Annotated in this window: 13 protein-coding genes; 6 read left to right on the top strand and 7 right to left on the bottom strand. The window is 67.1% G+C overall.

Features of this window, described 5'->3' with window-relative positions; all coding sequences use genetic code 11:
- Positions 1 to 216 precede the first annotated feature (216 nt).
- The 7 genes from JWS14_RS45800 to JWS14_RS45770 form a co-directional block, all read right to left on the bottom strand.
- Positions 217 to 2,208 (bottom strand): cutinase family protein, encoded by a 1,992-nt coding sequence (locus JWS14_RS45800; RefSeq protein WP_206016802.1) that lies wholly within the window; start codon positions 2,206 to 2,208, stop codon positions 217 to 219.
- A 478-nt stretch (positions 2,209 to 2,686) separates the two neighbouring features.
- Positions 2,687 to 3,733, bottom strand: coding sequence for a DUF2637 domain-containing protein (locus JWS14_RS45795; protein ID WP_206016801.1), 1,047 nt, complete (start codon positions 3,731 to 3,733; stop codon positions 2,687 to 2,689).
- An 806-nt stretch (positions 3,734 to 4,539) separates the two neighbouring features.
- Positions 4,540 to 5,274 carry a DUF8176 domain-containing protein gene (locus JWS14_RS45790; protein ID WP_206016800.1) on the bottom strand — a complete coding sequence of 245 codons (735 nt, stop codon included), beginning with the start codon at positions 5,272 to 5,274 and terminating at the stop codon, positions 4,540 to 4,542.
- A gap of 19 nt (positions 5,275 to 5,293) precedes the next feature.
- Positions 5,294 to 6,565 carry a hypothetical protein gene (locus JWS14_RS45785; RefSeq protein ID WP_206016799.1) on the bottom strand — a complete coding sequence of 424 codons (1,272 nt, stop codon included), beginning with the start codon at positions 6,563 to 6,565 and terminating at the stop codon, positions 5,294 to 5,296.
- A gap of 79 nt (positions 6,566 to 6,644) precedes the next feature.
- Complete coding sequence (locus JWS14_RS45780; RefSeq protein WP_206016798.1) at positions 6,645 to 7,985, bottom strand: nucleotide-binding protein; 1,341 nt, start codon at positions 7,983 to 7,985, stop codon at positions 6,645 to 6,647.
- 5 nt (positions 7,986 to 7,990) lie between these two features.
- The gene (locus JWS14_RS45775) at positions 7,991 to 8,335 is read right to left on the bottom strand and encodes a hypothetical protein (RefSeq protein ID WP_061697875.1); all 345 of its coding nucleotides are present in this window, start codon (positions 8,333 to 8,335) and stop codon (positions 7,991 to 7,993) included.
- A gap of 98 nt (positions 8,336 to 8,433) precedes the next feature.
- Positions 8,434 to 10,536 carry an FtsK/SpoIIIE domain-containing protein gene (locus tag JWS14_RS45770; protein WP_206016797.1) on the bottom strand — a complete coding sequence of 701 codons (2,103 nt, stop codon included), beginning with the start codon at positions 10,534 to 10,536 and terminating at the stop codon, positions 8,434 to 8,436.
- 1,237 nt (positions 10,537 to 11,773) lie between these two features.
- Between JWS14_RS45770 and JWS14_RS45765 the strand changes: the two genes are divergently transcribed.
- The 6 genes from JWS14_RS45765 to JWS14_RS45740 are packed head-to-tail and all read left to right on the top strand — an operon-like array spanning position 11,774 to position 20,077.
- Positions 11,774 to 12,091 (top strand): hypothetical protein, encoded by a 318-nt coding sequence (locus tag JWS14_RS45765; RefSeq protein ID WP_206016796.1) that lies wholly within the window; start codon positions 11,774 to 11,776, stop codon positions 12,089 to 12,091.
- A gap of 37 nt (positions 12,092 to 12,128) precedes the next feature.
- On the top strand, positions 12,129 to 12,533 hold the full coding sequence (locus JWS14_RS45760; protein ID WP_206016795.1) for a hypothetical protein: 405 nt from the start codon (positions 12,129 to 12,131) through the stop codon (positions 12,531 to 12,533).
- Complete coding sequence (locus tag JWS14_RS45755; RefSeq protein WP_206016794.1) at positions 12,530 to 15,565, top strand: ATP-binding protein; 3,036 nt, start codon at positions 12,530 to 12,532, stop codon at positions 15,563 to 15,565. The genes JWS14_RS45760 and JWS14_RS45755 overlap by 4 nt, the downstream gene beginning before the upstream one ends.
- The gene (locus JWS14_RS45750; protein WP_206016793.1) at positions 15,562 to 17,679 is read left to right on the top strand and encodes a hypothetical protein; all 2,118 of its coding nucleotides are present in this window, start codon (positions 15,562 to 15,564) and stop codon (positions 17,677 to 17,679) included. The genes JWS14_RS45755 and JWS14_RS45750 overlap by 4 nt, the downstream gene beginning before the upstream one ends.
- A complete protein-coding gene (locus JWS14_RS45745) occupies positions 17,679 to 18,530 on the top strand; it encodes a hypothetical protein (protein WP_241031823.1) in 852 nt (283 codons plus the stop codon). Before JWS14_RS45750 ends, JWS14_RS45745 begins: the two co-directional genes overlap by 1 nt.
- Positions 18,527 to 20,077 carry a peptidoglycan DD-metalloendopeptidase family protein gene (locus JWS14_RS45740; protein WP_061697868.1) on the top strand — a complete coding sequence of 517 codons (1,551 nt, stop codon included), beginning with the start codon at positions 18,527 to 18,529 and terminating at the stop codon, positions 20,075 to 20,077. The genes JWS14_RS45745 and JWS14_RS45740 overlap by 4 nt, the downstream gene beginning before the upstream one ends.
- The last annotated feature ends 31 nt before the right edge of the window (positions 20,078 to 20,108 follow it).

The raw sequence follows: 20,108 nt of genomic DNA, 5'->3' as shown, positions 1-20,108 counted from the left end.
GACGTGGTACTGGCCGGGATTGTGGGGGCAGGGGAACACCGAGAGACCTTTCGATCCGTGGTGGCGTCTGCGGACGCTCTTGGCGTCGGATCGGGCAAGGTAGCTTCGGAGTTTGCAGCGCCTGCACCAGATCCACCGGGCAGCGGGATTGTGTGACCGAGTTAGGGCCATGGTGTTTCGCCTCTTTTCACGTGCAGGACCATTCGTAGAAGGCGGCTACGCGCCCCGGTCGATCTGGAGGTTGAGCCAGTCGGTGAGCCATTGGATGGCGGTGCGGCCGGCGTTGTCGACGACGAGGTGGTTGTAGTCGGTGTGGGCGCTGGAGGTGAAGAATGATGCGGCGTTCAACCCTTCGGAGACCAGGGCGGCGAGGTCGCCGGCACCTTGGGAGTGGGCGATGGTGGTCAGCGATCCGGTCAGTCCATTCAGGTCGAGATTCTGCGCTGGGGCGTTGATCGGGGTCGGAGCAGTGTGGGCTTGTTTGCCGAGGAGGGCCGGGTTTGTTTTGGTGGCCTTGCCGGTGAGCATGTTCACCGCGACCGAGGTGATGTCGAGGCCGACGGGCAGCAGTCCGGTCATGGCGGCTCCGGCGCCGAGCGGGTCGGGCGCCTGCCCTGGTGGTGGGAGGAGTTTCTCCACGGCGGCCCAGGCGATTTCCTGGATCTGGCCGATCAGGTTGGCGAGCCGGATGACATCGACATTGGCCAGGATCGAGGTCACCAGGGCTGCGATCTGGGTGAACCCGGAGGGGTCCGGGATGACCGAGAGGATTTGTGAGACCCACCGAAGGTCGACGCCCGCGGCGAGTGTGACCAACGGCGCGAACTGGTTGTTCAACTCCCCCGCGATCTGGTGCGCCCCGTGTGCGTCGAGCGCGGCAACCGTCTGCGGGAGGACCGTCAGGTTGTGCAGGATTCCGGGGAAGTCGAGTGCGGTTACGCCGGTCACCACGTTGAGTACTTGGCCGACGACGACGCTCGGCTTGAGGACCGCCAGCACGCTCGATGCGGCCGTGAGAGCGTCGGCGGGTGTGGCGGTCAGCGGCGCGACCTGTGCGCTCAGTGTTCCTGCTGCGTTGGTCAGTGCGGTCGCCTCCGGCGAGGTGGCTGGCACGGTGGCTGCGCCGGACTGGACCAACGCCGAAGCGGTGTCGGCGAGTTTGCTCGCGGTGGTCACCGCATTCGACAGGTCGGCCTGGGACGCGGCGGTTAGGAGCTGTCCGGCGGCGTGTTCAGCGGTTCCCGGTGCTGCGGTGGTCAGGTGGGCGGTGGCAGCGGAATTCGCTGCGCCGGTCGCGATCAGATCCGCGATCGGGCTGAGGGTATGCATCAGGGACGTCGCGGAGTTCGCCAGCTGTCCGACGTCGATCGTGTCTGCGTTGCTTTGTTGCGCCAATGTGGTGGCGTTGCGGCCGAGTGCTGGCAGATCGGCTTGGGAGAAGTCCGCGGTCAATGCCTGAGCGATGCCAGTGCTTCCGTCGGGGGCGGGCGCCCCGAGGTCGGTGCTGGGCGTCTTGCTGAGGATGGAGCCGAGCGACCCGAGGAGCGGGCTTGTCCCTTTCTGGATGGAGCAGTACAGGTCCTTGCCGGTGTAGCAGATGGAGGCGACCCGGCCGGAGAGCTGGCCCATTCCCTGCGGGCGGGGGTCGGCGATGCCGGTGCCTGCGGCGCGGGGGCCGACGACGGCTTCACCCTGGGTGCCCGAGCCGGGGTCCGCCAGCAGGCCGACCGCGAGTACTCGATCGGGTTGGATGGGGCCCTTGCCGTTACCGATGTCGGAGGCGAGATCGCCGGCCGCGTCAGCGCCCTGAGAGTATCCGGTGATCGTGAACTTCGTTCGCGTGCACTTGCTTGCCATGTCGGTCAGCACATTGGTTGCTTTGGTGCGTGCGTCGGACTTGCTGTCGGCGTAGGTCTTTCCGTTGTCGAACGCGCGGGCCATATACGGCAGGGTGTAGACCTCCGCGCGGTCACCGTGGGTAGCTGTGATGGTGTCGGCGATCGGTTTGAGGATGCCGACCGCAACGGAGGGGTCGGCATGCTCGTTGGTTTCCCAGGTTCCGGGGATGAAGAGGTTGAATGTCGATGCGCATCTGGCCGGGTCCGCGTGCGCCACCGCCGGGACGGTCACCGCTGCGGCTCCGGTGGCGACCGTCGCGGTGACCAGTGCTGCGAATGTGCGTTGGGCGGTCGGACGTGTGGCGGGCATTGGCACCTCATCTACCGGGCGGACTGGGGTGGATCACCGTTCGGTGAGCACAACAGTGGCCCCTGCCGGTTGCGCTCGCGTCGAGGTGAGTGCCCACAGTGGTCGGTTAGTACGGTGAGATCAACGTGACCTGTGGATAACTCCACGGTCTATGGGCCTCCGTCGAGATGGTCACCGCTGTGCCGAGTTCGCACCCCGGTCAATGTGGCGTCCGGTTCATGCAAGTCCATGAGTGCGGGCCTCGATCCCTGCGAAAAACGATGTTGCGCCGGTATCGAGTTATCCGGCTTCGTCGCGGCCGGCAAATGCCTCGATTGCGTCGGGCGCTAATGTCCACATCATTCTCGGTGGACGTTGCGCAACGGCTTTCGGAGGCACCGGTGGCGTTGCGGCAGCCGCATGCAAATCGGTGGGCTGCGGCCGACCTCGTCCTGTGCGGGCGTGCCCGTGGAGCGCCGCATCTCACGCCGTGGTGGGTTTAGCAGTGCGCACTGACCATCCGGTTGCACAAGCTGATCAGGGACCCGTTGCGTTCCCGGGACACCGGGGTGTTAGTGAGGTCGTCATGCCGGTCGAAGGCAGGGAGCGGTGGGATCGCGAATCCTGCATTGACCGCGGCTGCGACGGCCTTGTTGTACCGGCGAAGCGCGGTGCTCGGGGCTTTTGCCTCGGTGGCATCGGCGAGCTGACCCCAGGTCGTGGCCGGTTCGGTGATCTTGATTCGAGCCGTCTTCTTCACCAGCGGATCGAGACTGCTCTCCTCGATGAACGCCAACAGTTGCGCGGTAGTCGGCTCTGCCGCCCGCATCCCGGGTTCACCGTGTGCCTCGGTCATTGCGGTGGCAGCAGCATGTTTCGCAACCTCGCAGTCCGCGGCAACCGCGCTTGCGTCAACGTCGCCGACGTTGCCAACTGCTGCAACGCTCGCCTCCACGCGATCATCCCCGGCAACGACCCAGTCGGAGTTGTTGACCAGCATTGCATCGCCGCCGCCGAAGGCAAGCGACTGTGCGAGCACATTGAACTCGGCGTACGCGGACCCGATTGCCTTGATGAGGACGCCGACGCCATGTGTGAAGGCGAGGACGAGCAAGGGCGGGATGATCGCAATGAGTGAGGCACCGGTCGGCGACAGTGGTGTGTAGCCGAGGTCGATACCGGCTGTGACAGCGCGGGCAGCTCGGAGACCAGCCTGATGTGCGTGATAGGCGTTGCCGAACACGCTGATGAGCACGACGACGACGGCGAGGGACAGGAAGAATTTCTTCCCGGCGGCACCGCCGCTGATCTTGCTCAGCGCAACGACCGCAATCGTGGCACCGAGAATTGCACCATCCACGATGGCCGGGAAAATCCAAGCGAGCCAGTGCGGAATGCCCGCCTGTTGCGCAAGGTCTCGTTGCGCCGCGAAGGACAGAACGAACGCACCGATGGTGATGCCCACCGCAATGATGATCGCAATGAGCAATGCGGCGATCAGGGCGTGGAGCTGAATTCGTGCGGCGCGGAGGTTGAGGTCTGTCATGTTCGGATGGTCCTTCCGGTTCCGGGTTGGTCGTGGCGCGCGGCAGTGCCGCGCCGGTCGCTGTCAGATTGCGGATTTCGCGAGCGGGCACGGACACCGTGGCGCATGCCGTTGCGTTGCCGTGGCGTTGCGGACGAAACGCGAAAGCTTGCGCTCGCGCTCACTGGCCGAGGGTTCATTGCGCGTATGTGGGTTGAGGATGTTGCAGGTTGCGGCGAGGTGGCGTTCGCGGGTTGCGGAAACGAAGCGTTGGTAGTCGCGGCGTTGCGCCTGGCGTGCGTGTGCGGGCGCGGTCGGGTCGAACGCCGTTGCGTACCTGTTGCGGCCGGCGGTGAGTGCGCAATGTGTGCGCAATGTGTGTCTTGGGGCGTGCGCAATCCGGTTGCGGGCACATCCTGCTTTCTTGCCCGGCCGAACCGAAGCGCGCAATTGATCGGGGGTAGGCCTTTCGTGGGGTTCGGGTCGTGCTGTGGTAATTGCGCAACGCATTCTCCCGTTTGCTCGGGACGAGTGCACGTCGGCGGGCTCGAGCGCGGCGTGCGCAAACGGATAAGCGTTGCTGCTTGCGTGGTGTGCCGTCGGGCGCAATTCTGTGCAGAGGACACGGTGGCGGTTGCCCGCGTTGCGTCGTATTGCGCCTCGAGCTGCACGTCGGCGCAACTCGAGGCGCACGGGGATGGACTCGTTGCAACGACGGTCGGCGAAGTACGCAGTGGGCCGGGGCGGCTGCGGTTGTGGCTGCAGTTGCGGCTGCGGCTGCGGCGAGGTGGCGCCTCCGGTGGGTATGCAATGCCGGGTGTCGGTGTTCACGCGATCACGTCGATCAACCAGCGCCCGGCGACGTGGGTGGTGGTGATCGTCTGGGTGAATTGCGTGGCGGGTTCGCCGGGTCGCATCTCGGTGAGGACGAGCGTGTAGTGGTTGTCGTTGGTTTCGATGGTGCGGAGGCAGTAGTTGGTGCCGAGTGGGACGGTGTCGATGCCTGCTTGGATCGTGTCGGCCGTCGGGAGCGGTGAGCTTGGTGCGGCGAGGGCGCGTACGGCTTGGCCGGATCGGAGCACGTAGTAGGCGTGTTCGAATGCGGCGATCACCCCAGTTCCGGTCTTCTGGTCGCCGCGGTCGCTCTGGCACTGGTTCTCGTCACCGCGGGGTGCGGCTGAGAGGCTTTCTGCGGGATCGGAGTTCGCCGCGGGGGTAGTTGTGACCGTTTCGGGTTGTTGGGGTGTCTCTGGGGCGCCTGGAGTGGTGTTTTCGGGCTCGCCGACCCGCAGTGCGGTCCAGCCGACGGTGCCTGCCGCAGCGAGAACCATCACGGCGCCGATGGCGGTCTTGGTGCCGACTCGCCGCTGCCCAGGCTTCTCTGATTTCGGCGGTGGGAGTGGTCGGGCCGGTGTGCTCGTGGCGGCGGGCCCGCCGGACGACGAGGTGGTGTCGCGTCGGCCCGACGGGGTGGTGGCAGTGGGTGCTGGTCCGAGGGTGTCGATTACTGCCGGATGCCGGGTCGGTTTCCGCGCTCCGCTGTTCGGCCTGTATTTCCTCACCTGCAACCCCTTTCCGTGGTCAGTGCGCCGCGGTTTCGACGGTCGACAGGAGCGCGCCGACCTCTGCGGGCATCGCGGTGCGTAGGTCTGCGCCGGCCTGGAGCAGTTGGTTTCCGCCAGGCTGTTCGGCCACCCATGCTGCTGTCTGTGTTCCGGCGTCGACGGCCTGATCGATCACCGGTTGGCCGATGGCCTCGGTGACGGCGGGTGCGGTGTTGTCGGCCCACTCGATCGCAGCGGAACCGGTGGTTGTCGTGGCGGCGGTGTCGACGGCCTGTGCTGCCGCGGGGGTGACGTGTTCGACGAACTGGGCGGCGGGCTGCAGATCGACAGCCGGGTCGGGTTCGGGAGCCGGTACCGGTGCGGGTTCGGGTGCCTCGCCGAGGTTCTCGCCCGCCCCGTAGGCGGCGCCCGCGAGTGCACCTCCTGCCGCGGACAGCGCCCCGACGGTGACGGCCGCGGGCGCGCCGAGTGCGAGGCCGCCGATGATCGCGCCGGTACCGGCGCCCGGACCGGCGAGGACGGGCCCGCCGATGGCGGTCCCGGCGGCGAGGCCGATCAGTGCGCCGCCGGCGGCTCCCACGGCACCGGCGGTGACCCCAGCTGCGGTCGCACCGGCCACACCGGCGGTGACGGCACCTGCTGTGGCTGCGGCGGCCATGCGGTCCGAGCGGGTGGTGGGGACGCCGAGGGAGTTGAAGAATGTCGCGCCCTGAGCTTCGAGGATGGCGCTGGTGTTGTTGAGTTTGTCGGCCTCGGTCTTGGGCAGCCAGTCTGGGCGGGCTCCGGTGAGATAGCCGAAGCGGTAGGTGTCTTCTGGGGCTTGGATCGGTGCGACCGGACCGCCGTGTCCCGGGACAATCTCGGGTTCCTGATCGGCCTCGGGTACGTGCTGCTCCCCTACTGGTAACGGGGTGTCGTTGTAGTAGGTGGGCTCGGTGTATGTGGGTGCTTGGCGGGTGGGCACGTTCTGGTACTCGGTGGGGATCGGGATGTAGGTGTCCCAGTCCGCGGTTGTGCCAGCGTCTTCGGAGCTCTGCTGTGGGGTCTGGGACGGCGCCGGGGTGGGGGTGGTGACGCCGGCCTGTCCGCCGTCGCCGGTGATGCCGGCTTGCCCGGTGTTGTCGTTGATGCCGGCCTGTCCCGGTGCCGCTGCCGCGTTGGGGGCGAGGGAGATCCCTGCCGCGATGCACGCGGCCACGAGGGCGGCGGTGGTGCTCTGGCGCACGGCCTGGCGGTGGCGCCCGGTGTGGTGTGCTCGGTTCCTGGTGTGGGGGTTCGGGGCGGTCATGGTGCTTCCCTTTCGTCGGTGGGTGTGTGCAAGCTCGGTGGGCGAACGGTTGTGGCTGTCGGAGGAGGATCGGCTCAGGTCAGCCGGTTTTGGTGATCAGGTCGACGACGGTCGCGGTGATCACGGTCAGGGAGCCGGCGGTGGTGCGGCGCAGGTGGTGGGGGACGATGCGTTCCCCTCCGGCGAACAGCGGCTCGTAGGGCATGCGGAGTACCTGCACTCCCAGTGCAATGAATGCGTCAACGGTGTCGGATTCGACCATCGGGGTGTCCCCGGGGCCATCGGTGATGATGACCACGGTCCGGTCCAGTCGGCCGGGATGTGTGGTGGCGAGGTCGAGGAGCATGCGGTGCGCTGTGGTGGCGGCATCGCGGCGCAGAGGCACGGGCACGACGAGGGCGTCGGCCTCCGAGACGGCCCACTGCCAGCTGCCAGCGAGGGGGTTGTTCCCGGTGTCGGCGACCAGGATCTCGCGGTGGTGGGCGAGGATCGAGGCCAGTGCCGCAGCGTCGTCCCCACTTAGACCCACGTGTTGTGTTGCAGTGAGGTCGTGGTGGCCGGCGACGATGTCCTCACCGGAGGGTTGCCGGGTCAGATGCCGGCCGAGGGCCGAGGGCCGCAGGTGCCCGGTGGCGGCCTGGTCGGCCGCGAGGAGCCCGAAGATGTTCTGCTCGTCGGGGGGTGGGACGCTGACCCGGTCGGCGAGACTGCCGCCGCTCTCGGCCAGGTCGGCGCAGACCACGGTGGCGCCGCCGCGGTGCGTGGCCAGTGTCTGCGCAAGACCGACTGCGATCGGGGTTTTGCCGACCCCGCCTTTGGTGTTGGCCACCGTGATAGTGGAGAAGTCGGGGATTGGGCCGGCAATCGTCGCGGCCGCGACGCGCAGTCGCATCTCGGTCGAGGAGGGTTTCGGGGACAGGCTCAGGCCCAGGACGGCGTTGAGTCGCCCCCGTATCCCGGTGCGTGCCGGTTCCGTTGCTCCCGGGATGATTCCGGGTGCCGCCAGGACAGATACCGGTTGGCGGCGAGCATCGTGTGCGGGGTGGGGAGCACTCCCCTGCCCGGCGTCATCGGGTGCCGGGTGAGCGGTGTCGCCGAGTGCGTCCGACGTGAGGCTGACCGGTTCCTCCGCGATCATGTCGGCGTTTGCTGGTTCCTCACCCCGGTCGGCGCTCGTCGGGATGGGGCCGGTTGGGGCTGACCGGGACGCGGTTCCGTCGGGTGCCACGGTGACCTGGGTGCAGCGTCCGGACCGGTGGACGGCGACCTCGACGGGCGCCCCGGCGTCGACGGCAACCTTCTGGCTGTATTCGTAAATGCTGTCCTGGATCGACTTCCCAACCGGGGCGACCAGCTCGTCGCCGGTGCCGGCGACACGCGCAACTCTGTCGGAGACGATCTCGACGGTGAACTCGTGCATGCGGTTCACCCGCCGAAGGCGCCGACAGACGCGAGTTCCGTGTCCATGTCGGCCACGGTCTTCTCGGCCTTGGTGAGGGCGTCGAGGGCGTCGGAGCGCGCCTTGCCGTCGGGGAGGGCCTCGATGATCTGGCGTCGCATCGCCACGGCGGCCTTGATTTCCTCGAGGCGTCCCGACGTGAGTTCCTGCTCCTCGGTCAGCTTCGCCAGCCATGTCGGGACGGCCGCCTTGAGGACCCGGCGCAGTTCCGCGATGACGGGGTCGTTGGCGCCCTTGGCCGCGAACGGTTCACGCAGCACGGTGACGTCGTCGGTGGTGGGGGTGATCGACTGGGAGATACGGCGGCTCATGGGTCGGGGTCCTCTCGATGGGTTGGTGCGGCGGTGGGATCAGGGGCGGTGAGGGTGGTGTGCGTGCGCTCCGTCCCTGTGTTGTCGGGGCGTCCGTCTCATGCGGTGAGGACGGTGTCGGGTTCGGGGAGCATCACGACCTCGGTGGCGTCGAAGTGGACGGTGGTTTTCACCCGCTCGCCGGCGTTGATCGACATAACGGTTTCGAGGACGTCGCCGGTGTCCTTGTCCCGCACGACCGCGACCGTGTCGACGGTGACGGGCACCGGGTGGCCGTTGTCGTCATCGAGCAAGATGACCATTCCCTCGGTGACCGCCGAGGCCGGGATAGCGTCGGCGACCTCGTCGTCGACCGTGTCGTGGTCGGTGGAGAAGTCGGTGAGGACGGACGGTTCCGGTGCGTCGCCGAACTCCCGCGCGCGCTTGGCCAGTGCCCGCTCGGCTTCGACGAATTTCCGCAGCTCCGTGGAGAAGAATTCGAACGTGGGCGACTCGATCGGAGCCAGGCCGTGCACGATCGCCTTCTCCTCGTCGGAGAGTTGGTTCCATTTGTTGGGGTGCGGATCAACATTCGGGGTCCACCACATCTGCGCATCCACCGGGGAACCGTCGAGGGCGGTGACCACCCCGCGGCCGGGAATGGAGGTGTCCACTTCGCGGCCGACGTGGGCGTCGCCCCACATCATCAGCGCGCCGTCCTGCGACAGGTTGCCGAGTGAGATCCGGGTGCCGAAGTTGTCGCGGGCATTGCCCGAGCTCGACCCGAACAAGGAGGCGTCCGGGCGTTGCACCCCGAGCAGCAGGCGGATGCCGGCCGAGCGGGCCAGGACCGCGAGGTCGGCCCACGCCCCCAGCGGGTCGAGCTGTTTGACCTGCGCGCGGATCTCCTCGTCCTCGTCCTTGGCCAGGCGCTGCCATTTGCCGGAGAGGATGAAGAATTCGTCGAGGACGGCGATCAGCAGCGGCAGTTGCGAGGGTTCGATCTTCTTCACGTGCACGTAGTGGTTGCGGGCCATCATTTCCGCGTGCAGGGCGCGTACGAGCATCGCGGAGCGGACGGCGTCGTAGACGATGGCCGCGCATCCGGGGTAGCCCTCGAGGCCGTCGAGTTCGATCATCTTCGGATCGACGCCGAGGAAGGGGATTCCGCGGCGGGAGGCCTCGGTGAGCAGGGTGCGGATCACGGAGGTTTTACCGCCGCCGGTGGGGCCGACGATCAGGCAGTGTGGTTTGTTCGATTTGGTCGAGACATCCCAGTACAGGCTCAGGTTCGCGGCGCCGGTGGCGTAGGGCAGGTGGCGGAGGTTCTCGTCGACCAGGGCGAGGGGGTGGTCGACGCGGGTGGGTAGCGGTGCGCGCAGGTACATCATCAGGTAGCCCTCGGCGGGGGTCCATGCGGTGGCCCAGGTGCGGCCGGATTCGTGGTCGCCGGCGAGCGCGGCGAGTGCTTCGTCGACCTTGGCCTGGAAGCCGCGGGCGCCGCTGTTCAGCGAGGGGGTGAAGGTGATCTTGTAGCCGGTCTCGATTCCGTCCTCGTCGCAGGAGTGGACCGTGACGTTGGGCTCTTTGAAGATGGTGCCGGCGGACAACGCGGTTTGTAGGGCCTTGTGGCGCGGTGAGCGGGTGTCGGGTTCGATCGGTGTGCGGGTGATCAGGATCAGGTCGCGGTGCGCGTGATGGCGGACGGTGTAGGTGTGTGTGCCGGTGCGGGCAGCTGCTCCGCGGACCGCGGTGGTGAATTCGTCCATCTCCTTGGGGCGGATGATCGCACCCCTAGGAAGTCGGATCTTGGCGCTGCGCAGTGCACCGATACCGGGTGGGAACGCGACGGTCACCTTGACCGGTAGGTGCCGGGTCGTCTGCCGTAGCTGTGCTTCGAGCGCGAGGCGTTGTCGGTGGCCGCGCCACCGGACGATGTCGAGCACACTCCACCCGGCGGCGAGGGCGCCGAGCGGCCAGCGGTACCCGTGGACCGTCGTGATGAACTGACCGGCTTGGTCGACCGAGTCCGTGATCGCGGTGTCGGCGAGTTGGGGTGCGTAGAACGCGAGGGCCGCGGCGGCGACGGCGACCGGGGCGAAGGTTCGGTACGTGCCGACGGCGGGTTCGGGTGTCGGCTGACCGGTGCGGCCGTTGCGGGTGCCGGGTGCGGGCCCGAACAGTTCGACGAGGAAGTTTTTCAGCGGATCTCGCTGCGCCATCGCTCCTCCCCTTTCCGGTTGATTTGTGCCGCCTCCGACAACGGTCGGATGTGATGGATGCGCACACTGGCAGATGCGGGTGATCTCTCTCAACGTGATCTGTGGATAACTTCGCCCAAGTGCAGTTCACGCCTGGTGTGGGACACTGCGCCGCTGCGCGCACGCTCGTGTCGGTCGGATGATGCAAGCACGCTTGCCCATATCTTCCGGATCGCTTGTGGCTGCGCGGCATCTCCGCGTTCGGGCGACTTCCCACCACGCATTTGCGAGCGCATGCACGGCGGGCTCGTGGCGCCTCCGCCGCCCGCGGAGGCACCAGCCTATTGCGACTACAAGAGTGGCGGTCAGTCGGCTGCGTGAATCGGTGCGTCACCGCCCCTCACAGCAGCCTGGCGGTCGCAGAGGGAAGCGCGGCGAATCGACCGGGCGAGCCCACGACCGAGCGGTCCCGGCACGGGATGACTCGGCGTCCTTCACTCGCCGTTTCACCCGCCCCTCGAGTGCGGTCGGGCACCGCAGCCGAGCGGGTCACTGACCCGCTGCGTGGAGCGTTTCGCAAAGCGGTCTCTATAGCGCGTGAACAGCCGTATCTGAAATCGGTTGACGCGAAACCTTTTTCCCAGGTACACTCCCCTAGGCCCGAAGGGCCGGGGAGTGACCCCCGAAGGGGGACGGTGTTTCACCCGCCCCTCGAACGCTCCCACCGCACCGCGGAAATCCGCCCTCCTCGACATCGCGTCAATCCCCCGCGGGCGGCGAGACGAATGCGAGCGCTCTCGGCTCGGGTGAATCCGCGACCGTCTGTCGCGGCCTGCTCACGCAGTACCGCTGCGCCTCTCTGGCGGCGTCACGACCACCTCCCAATCGACCGGCAGTAACGATGCGCGCGGGCGTGGAGCGGTTCGGGCTCGCCGGGCCCAGTCGATTCACAGCTGCATGACAGTGCGATCCGAGGCGTTCGTGTCGCTTTCAGATCGCACGATGGGCCTGCGCCACGAGCACTCGCCCGAGCGGCACGCAAGGTTGGACGGCACACGCCCAGCAGCCCAGACGGTTTCCGGCATTCGGGCTCGTCCTCGCGTTGTCCTCTGCAACCGTCATGCACGACACCGCAACAAAGTCACCTCGGATCGAAAAGTTATCCACAGGTCACGTTGATTCTGGCGGTGTATCTCTTCTACGTTCCCGCGCAACCACGTTCGCTTATTTCGGTTACGCACCCTTTTGGAGAGGCAGCATGTCCGTTATCGCTTCCACCGTCGTCGCCCTCGCGAACGCGGCTCCCCCCGTCCCCGACATTTCGATCGTCGCCCAAGTAACGCAAGTCAGTACCGGCGGGCTCAGGAAGTGGATCGAGGACAACATCGTCTTCACCATCCTGGTCGTCATCGCCTGCGTCGTCCTGACCGGTGGCCTGCGCGGAAATCTGTCGAAGGTGTTCACCGTCGGCGGGTTGACGTTGGTGGGTCTCGCGTTCGTCGGCATCGCCACCTCGGAAACCGCCGCCAAGGGACTCGGGAACTGGGTTCTCGGCCTCTTCGGCATCAACGCCTGACCGAGTGATGGTTCCTGCACCGAGAAGGGAGCGTTAGGTGATCAACAACGATGACCTGCTGTATCGAGTGGACCGCCACTATCTCGGCCCGACTGGCTACGCCCTTCCGGTCCGGATTCGGTATACCGCCGGCTTGGTGGGCGCCGCGGTTTTCGCGGCGGTGTTTCTGATCTCCCGCGCCATCCTGCACGTGCCGCTCGGGTTCAAACCGCTGCTGGTGATGGTCCTGGTGACGGTGTGGGCCACGACGCGGATCTCGAAATACGTGACGCCGGATCGGCCGCTCCGGTCAGTGCTGAAGGCCGCCGCCAACGACCTGAGTGCCCCGCGCCCACCGAAGCCCGGGGTGACGGTGTCCGTCACCCTCCCCGACCGGCTGACCACCGGTTCACAACCTGACGACGTCACTGCCCGTACCGACGGTGAGGACTCACACCGATGACCACCTACGACGACAACGACATCGCATCGCTGTTCGACCCTCAGCTCGATGACCCGGTGCCAGTCATCCCTCCCGGGGCGCTGCCGGCGGCCGGCCGGCAGGCATTCCCACCACAGCCACCGCAGGGGGCGCGGGCGTGGTCGGAAGTGGAGTTGCCCCCGCACCCGGTCACCGAGGTGTCCGAGGAGATCAACGCTCGGGCGTGCGACCCGACCCTCCTGGCGGAGGACCCCCGCACCGGGGAGCGGCGACGCAAGCGCTCCAAGCGGCGCCGGCAGACGCCCGCCGATCGCGGGCAGGCCGCGGCGAAGAAGCGGACCGACCGTGCCCGGAAGTCGGTGCGGCTGCGGCTAACCGGGACCTCCGGTCACATCACCCGCACCTCACGCACGTCGACTGCATGGTTCGTGCAGAAGCAGGGTCCGTGGAACTTCCGCGCCACGGGCAAGCAGCGGCGCTTCATCCAGGACGAGGCGATGGTGCTGACCAACCTGCAGAAGGCCGGCGTCGAGCGGCTGCACCGGCGCTTGGTGCGCACGCCGTTTCCGGTCGAGCAGTGGGCCAAGGACCACGACCGGTGGGCTGCGCCGATCGACGACGTCCCGGGTGCGCTGTCGTGGGCCGAGTTTCTACGCGGTCAGCAGCACGCGATGCTGTGGTCGAACGCCACGATCAAGGGCCGCTACTGGGGCATCGAACTGCCCCACCGCTCTGCGCTCGGTGCCGGGCTCGACTACCTCGCCCACACGCTCGGCTACGTCGCGACCTGGCCGCTCCTGGGCGCACTCTCGTCCCTGATCACCGGCTGGGCCGACGACGCGTTCGCCCGCGAGGAGGACGCGCTCGCCGGCCATCTCGCCGCACTCGAGCGGATCATGGCCGGCCGCGGAGTCAATGCAGCACCCGCGTCCCCTGCCGCGATCGACTACCTGCTGCGCCGGTCGGCGACGATCGGCCTGCCCCTGGCTGCGGGTGGCGCGACCGCGGGAGCCGGAGACTGGGAGGAAACCGACGTCGCCGCTCTCGAAGACCTCACCGACCTGACCCTGACACCCGGTGACGGCTACACCACCGTCTCCGGCGTCGTCGAGGGTCGCCGCTATACCGGTGCGGTCATCGTGCTCACCGTCGGACGCATGGCACCGCTCCCGATCCCGGAGCGGATGCTGCCCTGGCAGGTCATCGGCGACCCCTCCGGCGAACCGCTCGAATGGTCGGATCGGATCGAGCTGCACGACAAGGCAAGAACCATCCGCACCATGCGCTCGCTGACGGGCAAGATCGAGTCTCAGTTCGACCACTACACCGTCGAACACGACCAGGTCCCACCGAAGGAGCTGGCCGAGCAGCACGCTCGGGTCCAGGATGTCATCTCCGACGTCGAGGAAGACCACTCCGGGCTCTCCACCCGCACCTCGGGTTGGTACCGGGTCGCCATCGTCGGAGCTACCCCCGACGAAGCGCGCAAGAAGGTCGCCGGCCTGCGGGAGATGTACTACCCGCACATCGCACTCGAGCAGGAGCACGGACAGTTCCAACTACTGCGCGAATTCATCCCCGGCGAGCCGCTCGCGAACATCGCCAACAAGCGCCACATGGACGTCGAGGCCGTCGCCGCGGGCATGGCCACCGTCGGTGACCGGATCGGTGACCGCCGCGGAGTCGTGCTCGGTGAGACCTCGTCGATCGCACCGCGCCCGGTGATCTGGGACCTATTCGCCGCACACGAGATCAAACACAAATCGGGTCTGACCCCGATCGTCGCGGTCCCCGGTTCCGGCAAAACCTTCATGGCCGGGATGATCGTCTACCAGGCCGTGCGCGCGGGCGCCTACGGAGTAATCCACGACCCCTCGGGGCCACTCAAGGAACTGGCGAACCTACCTGAATTCCGGGACATCGCCCGGGTCTACGCGCTCACCGGCCGTGACTCCCGCCCCGGGGCGCTCAACCCCTACCGGGTCATCATCGACCCCCGACGCGAGGACCCCGAGTACGACACCCTCCACCCGGACTTGATGAGGGCCGCCGACCCGTATGCCGCGGCGCAGGCGAAGTACGACGCGGACATGCGCGCGGCGGCGGCGGAGCGCGTCGAGGTCGCCGTCTCGGTGCTGAAGATGATGCTCACCGAACGGCATCTGCATCTCGAACACACCGAGTCGGTGCTGCACCTGGCCGCCAACCGCGTGGGCGGGGACCGCGACCACAACCTGGGCGAAGTCCTCGACGCCATCAAGACGATCGGCCAGGACGATCCCGATCAGGCCGTGCGCACCTGCGCCGCCGGGATATATCAGCAGCTGGAGTTGATGTCCAGGCTCGCCGAAGCCCGGGTACTCTTCCCCGAGGCCGGCACGGTCGGCAGCGGCGTCGACGACTTCGACGCCGATATCCGGCTGACCATCCTGACCATGCCCGGTCTGCAGCTGCCACCGGAAGGTGTTCCCTCCTCGCAGTGGACCCCACAGCAGCGGATGACCGCCCCACTAATGCACATGGCCGCGTGGCTGGCGAACCGCCTCGTCTACGAAAAGCCGAGACACGTCCGTAAAGTGTTGTTCCTCGACGAGAACAAGTACCTCGAATCCACTGGCGCCGGCAGAACCCTGAACCTGCGGATCGCCCGCGACTCACGCAAGTTCAAGGTCCGCGCCCTGGTGTGCTCGCAACTGCCCGACGACTTCCTCGGCCTCGACGGCACCGACGACAAAACAGCCCTGACCTACGAAGTGTTCGTAGGCGACGTCGGCGGCGACCCACACGCCATCGACGGGGCGCTCAAGCTCCTCAAACTCCCCACCGGGCAGGGTTTCGAGCAATTCCTCGCCGAACTCGGCAGCGGCGGCGAGGACACGCTCGACGAGGACACCGACACCTCCTACCAAGATCAGGCGCGGCGGTGGATGGTCCGGATGGCCGACGACGTCGAACTGGTCCGGTCAAGCTGGGTTCATTACGTGCACCTATCCCACGTCTTCGCCGCTTTGAACTCGAGTACCGCGAAGAACGCCCTCGGCGGTGCCACATGACCACCACCCTGCGGCGGCTCAACCTGCATTTTCGACCCGCAGGCACTCATCGGACCCACAACCCCGAGGCGAGCCCGAATAGACGCCTGACCGGTCGGCTGGGGCGTCTCCTGGCCGTCCTCGCCCTGGCGCTGGCCCCGTTGCTCGTCGACCCGCTCTCCCCCGTCGCGGCGGCCAGCGGGTTCGCGTGCGACGAAGTCCCCGCCCCGGAATACCCCAAGGGAGCGTTCCCCGGGGTCTTCGACGCCACCAGCCAGAACCGCCCCGACAACGGGGTCACCGGATACACCACCTACGGGTGGGCCGGCCTGCAGTGGTACACCTACGACCTCGGTTGCGGCATGGACCTGGTGCGCGCGCCCGGCGCCGTCACCGACACCGACTGGGGCAATAGATTCCTGACGATCGGGAAGTCCCTGGCCGCCGCCGCATTCTGGCTCGACGACCAGACCAAGACCGGTCAGGCCGCCGAAGACGCCGGCGTCGCACCCGCAATGGAACAGTTCGACCAGGTCGTCTCCTCGATCTCGAACGGCATGATCGGCATTTACGGTCTCTGGCTCGGTATCGGGCTGACCGCGGCTGCCTCGATCATGCTCTGGCACGCACTCAAATCGAACGCTGCCGGCGTCACGAAATCCATGGCCGTCGGTGGAGCCGCTCTCGCCCTCGGTGCTCTCCTGATCGGCGCACCCCAGCAAGCAATCCGGCTCGCCGACGACACATTCGGGGCAGTGATCACCGATACCCAGAACGAGATGCTCTCGATCACCGGCAGCGGCAAAGGACCCCGGGACGTACTGCTCGACGACATCTTCCTCGACGACTGGCGTAAAGGCTGGTTCGGCCCGAACTACCGCGACAACGAGAACCAACTCGGCCCCAAACTGCGCGATGCGCTCGCATTCTCCTACGAGGAACAGCAGCAGATCGAGAACGCACCAGATTCCGGTGTCGAGAACGACCTGAAGGCGAAGAAGGAGCACATCTTTCGCGACGACATCGTCAAGCCACTCAACGATGACTACGGACTGTCCTACTACACGTTCCAAGGCAAGGACTCCGGCCGCACCGGAATCGGATTCATGGCAATGGTCAAGATCGGCATGCCGTCGATCCTGTGGATCGGCGCATCGGTGCTGAAGCTCATCGCGCTGCTCGCCATCCGCCTGGCCATCCTGTTCGCCCCGATCTGGATACCGCTCGCAGTCGCACACGCGGGAACGCTAATGCGAGTGTGCCGGATGATCGCCAGCGCCTACATGTGGGGCGTGGCCGGTTCCGTCATCGTCGCCCTCTACCTGCTGGCCCTGGTGAAGTTGTACGTCACCGACAACGGGCAAATCGACGGGTCATGGCGGTTGTGGTTCATGGTCATCTTGACCCTGGTGTGCTGGTTCATCATGCGACCGTTCAAACGGGTCTCGCAAACCTTCACCCAGAACCGCGCCGGCGCCCTCAATCGAAAGGCCCGTCACGCGCAGACCTCGATGAAGCAGAAATTCTTCAAGGGCGCCAGCGCGGTCATCGGTGGCCCGACCGGTGCGATGGTCGAGGAAGGAGTAGGGGCGCTACGCAAAATAACCAAGGACGGCGGCACCGCCGAAGACTCCGACAGCAACTCCGCAGGCCCAGCCCGCCCGGAGGGGCGCGAACTTAACCAGCGTCGCCGGCACGAGGCCGACCAAACTCGGATCGCCGCCCACAAAAAGATGGACCTCCTGCAACGGCTCGCTGACTCACGTAAGGAATCCCAGGACGCACGCCACATGCACCTCACCAAGGGCGGCAAGCATCGTGAACAGGACACCGCGAACACCCGCGTCGGCCGCGACCGTAGCGCGGCGCTGCAAGCGCTCGAAGCCAGCCGCTTGGGTGGCGGAGCGCGCCACGGTGACACCCCGAGGGTCAGTGAGACATGGGACGGCGGAGCAGGTTCTGCCATCGCCCCGACCAAGGTCTTCACTCCGACCCGCAAGGACACCTCATCAGCGAACGTCCCCGCCGCGTCCGCGCCCGCCAGCATTTCCGCTCCGCCGCGGTCGATTACCCGCTTGTACGAGCCGTCGCTGACTCCCGAAGTGCGCACGCACCCGAGCGAGAGTTTCACCTGATGGCCCGCCCCGCAGGCAACCCGGTCCTCGCCCCGATCCGAAGGTGGGTGCTGTACTCGCGCACCAACCTAATGATCAGCATGGCGGCCGTTCTCGCCGTTCTATTCGTTGCCGGCACCGCATCCGGGGAATCCCCTCCTACAAGCCATGCGCCGAATACCGCGGCGGTGACCGGTGCACCGACGACGACTCCTGCACAAGGAAACGAGGTCACCTACGACCTCATCGAGGTGACCGAGTCGGCCATCGCAGGCACAACGACGGCCTCGGCCGGGAAGAGCGCGCCAGCCACAGCGATGGCTTATGCGCACAACTACGTGGACATCACACAGTCGAATACCGAGTGGAGAACCAAACTCGGCCGATACACCACCGACACCCCCAGTGACACGATCGTCGCCGCACGTCCACAGGTGCCCGTCGCGATCACCGGGCCCACGACCAGTGAGATCGTCACCGGCGCCGGTGGCGAGCGGCGGGCAGAGGTCACCATCCCCACTCAGGCCGGCGACCTGCGCGTGTCCGTGCAGGTGGCCGAGTCCCCGAGCGGGCCGAAATGGCAGGTCCAGAACCCGTTTCCCACTCTCGACCGCGACGAGGTCAGCAAACTCGGCGCCGCGCCGACCCTAGTGAGTGTCCCCTCAACCTCCACGCACTCGACCACGCCCCAGACTGCAACGCAGCCGACCACGAGCCAGCCGAAACCGTCGACGACGACCTCGGCGCCCGAATCTGTCACCGCACCGCCAGCAATGGCCGAGCCCGAACCGACACCCGTGCCGGTGCCCGTTCCAGTGCCCGGGCCTATCCCGATCCCAGAACTCGACACCCCGATCCCGGGAGCCCTGTGACACTGCGCCAGCGCGGCACCGCGCTGCTACTCGCGGCCGTAGCCAGCACAGTCGTCAGCACGACGGCCTGCGCACCTCAACCAGTCATCCCCCACGATCGATGCAAGACAACCTCCACCGCTAGCGACCCGGGCGCGCCCGCCGGTGGCCAGTTGCGCGCCTCCGGACCGATCACTGCACCGACGAGGGCCGGGACCACCGCATTCACCTCCGGCTTCGGGCCTCGGTGGGGTACCGAGCACCAGGGCGTCGACTTCGCCGGCCCCATCGGCACCCCGATCTACGCAGCCCTCGACGGCCTCGTCGTCCGTTCCGGCACCGCCACCGGATTCGGACACTGGATCGTCATCGACTCCCTCGTCGGCGACACACCGGTCTCCACCGTGTACGGACACATGTTCACCGACGGGCTAATCGCCCGCGAAGGCCAACAGGTCAGGGCCGGTGACCACATCGCCAATGTCGGCGACGACGGCCAAAGCACCGGCGCCCACCTGCATTTCGAGTACTGGGAAGGCGGCCGTTTCCAAGGCGGCACCGCCGTGGACCCGATGATCAAACTGGGCAGTGCGGCCTCACCTCCTGGCGCGCCGGACGGCGCGGACGTGCGGCTGGCCTCCTTGTCGTCGCCGATCAACTGCGCGGGCTTCGGGACCGTCGGCGGCGGTGAGCTGGCCGCCGGCTCGGTGCCGGCCGAATTCGATCCGTGGATCCGCAAGGCCGGCAGCATCTGCCCCGGCATTCGGCCCCCGGTCCTGTCCTCGCAGCTCCACGCCGAGAATCAGTTCAGGCACGGCGCCAACGCCCCCAGCTCCCCCTCTGGTGCTCTCGGACCTGCACAGTTCATGCCCGGAACCTGGGCGACCTGGGGCAAGGACTACGACGGCGACGGCAAGGTCGACCCCAATTCGATCGGCGACGCCGTCATGGCTCAGGGGCATTTCATGTGCGCGCTCAACGACCAGGTCAACGCCGCGCTCGCGGTCGGCACCGTCATGGGAGACCCGGCCGAGCTGTCACTGGCCGCGTACAATGCAGGCTTCGGTGCGGTGCAGGCTCACCGCGGCATCCCCCCATACGCCGAGACCCAGAACTACGTCGCAAAGATCATCCTCGGCCAGGCCAAGTACACCTCCCTGAGTTCCACCGGCCGCCTGGTCCCGAACGGATCGAAAGACGGCGGCCAGGTCGTCGCGGCCGCCCGGCAGTACCTCGGCACCCCGTATGTCTGGGGTGGAGGTAGCACCGGCGGACCGTCCGGCGGGGGCTTCGATTGTTCCGGCCTGACCAGCTACGCCACCTTCACCGGCAGCGGCGGCAAGGTCACACTGCCACGCACTTCGGAGCAGCAGTGGACCGTTGGCACGGAGATTCCCATCGATCAGGCCCAACCGGGTGATCTCGTGTTCGGATCCTGGGCCGGGTCTGGGCCGGGTCACGTCGGCATCGCCCTTGGTGGCGGACGCATGATCCACGCCCCGACCACCGGCGACGTCGTGAAGGAAGCGCCGCTGATGGGCGGGATGAAAGCACGGAGGGTGATGTGATGAGTGGACTGCCCGCTACTGCAGGAGGACC

The sequence above is a fragment of the Rhodococcus koreensis genome (genome assembly GCF_017068375.1).
GTDB classification, from domain to species: Bacteria; Actinomycetota; Actinomycetes; order Mycobacteriales; family Mycobacteriaceae; genus Rhodococcus_F; species Rhodococcus_F koreensis.
The sequence above is the reverse complement of the archived record's forward strand: the minus strand, read 5'-3'. Positions and strand labels throughout refer to the sequence as shown.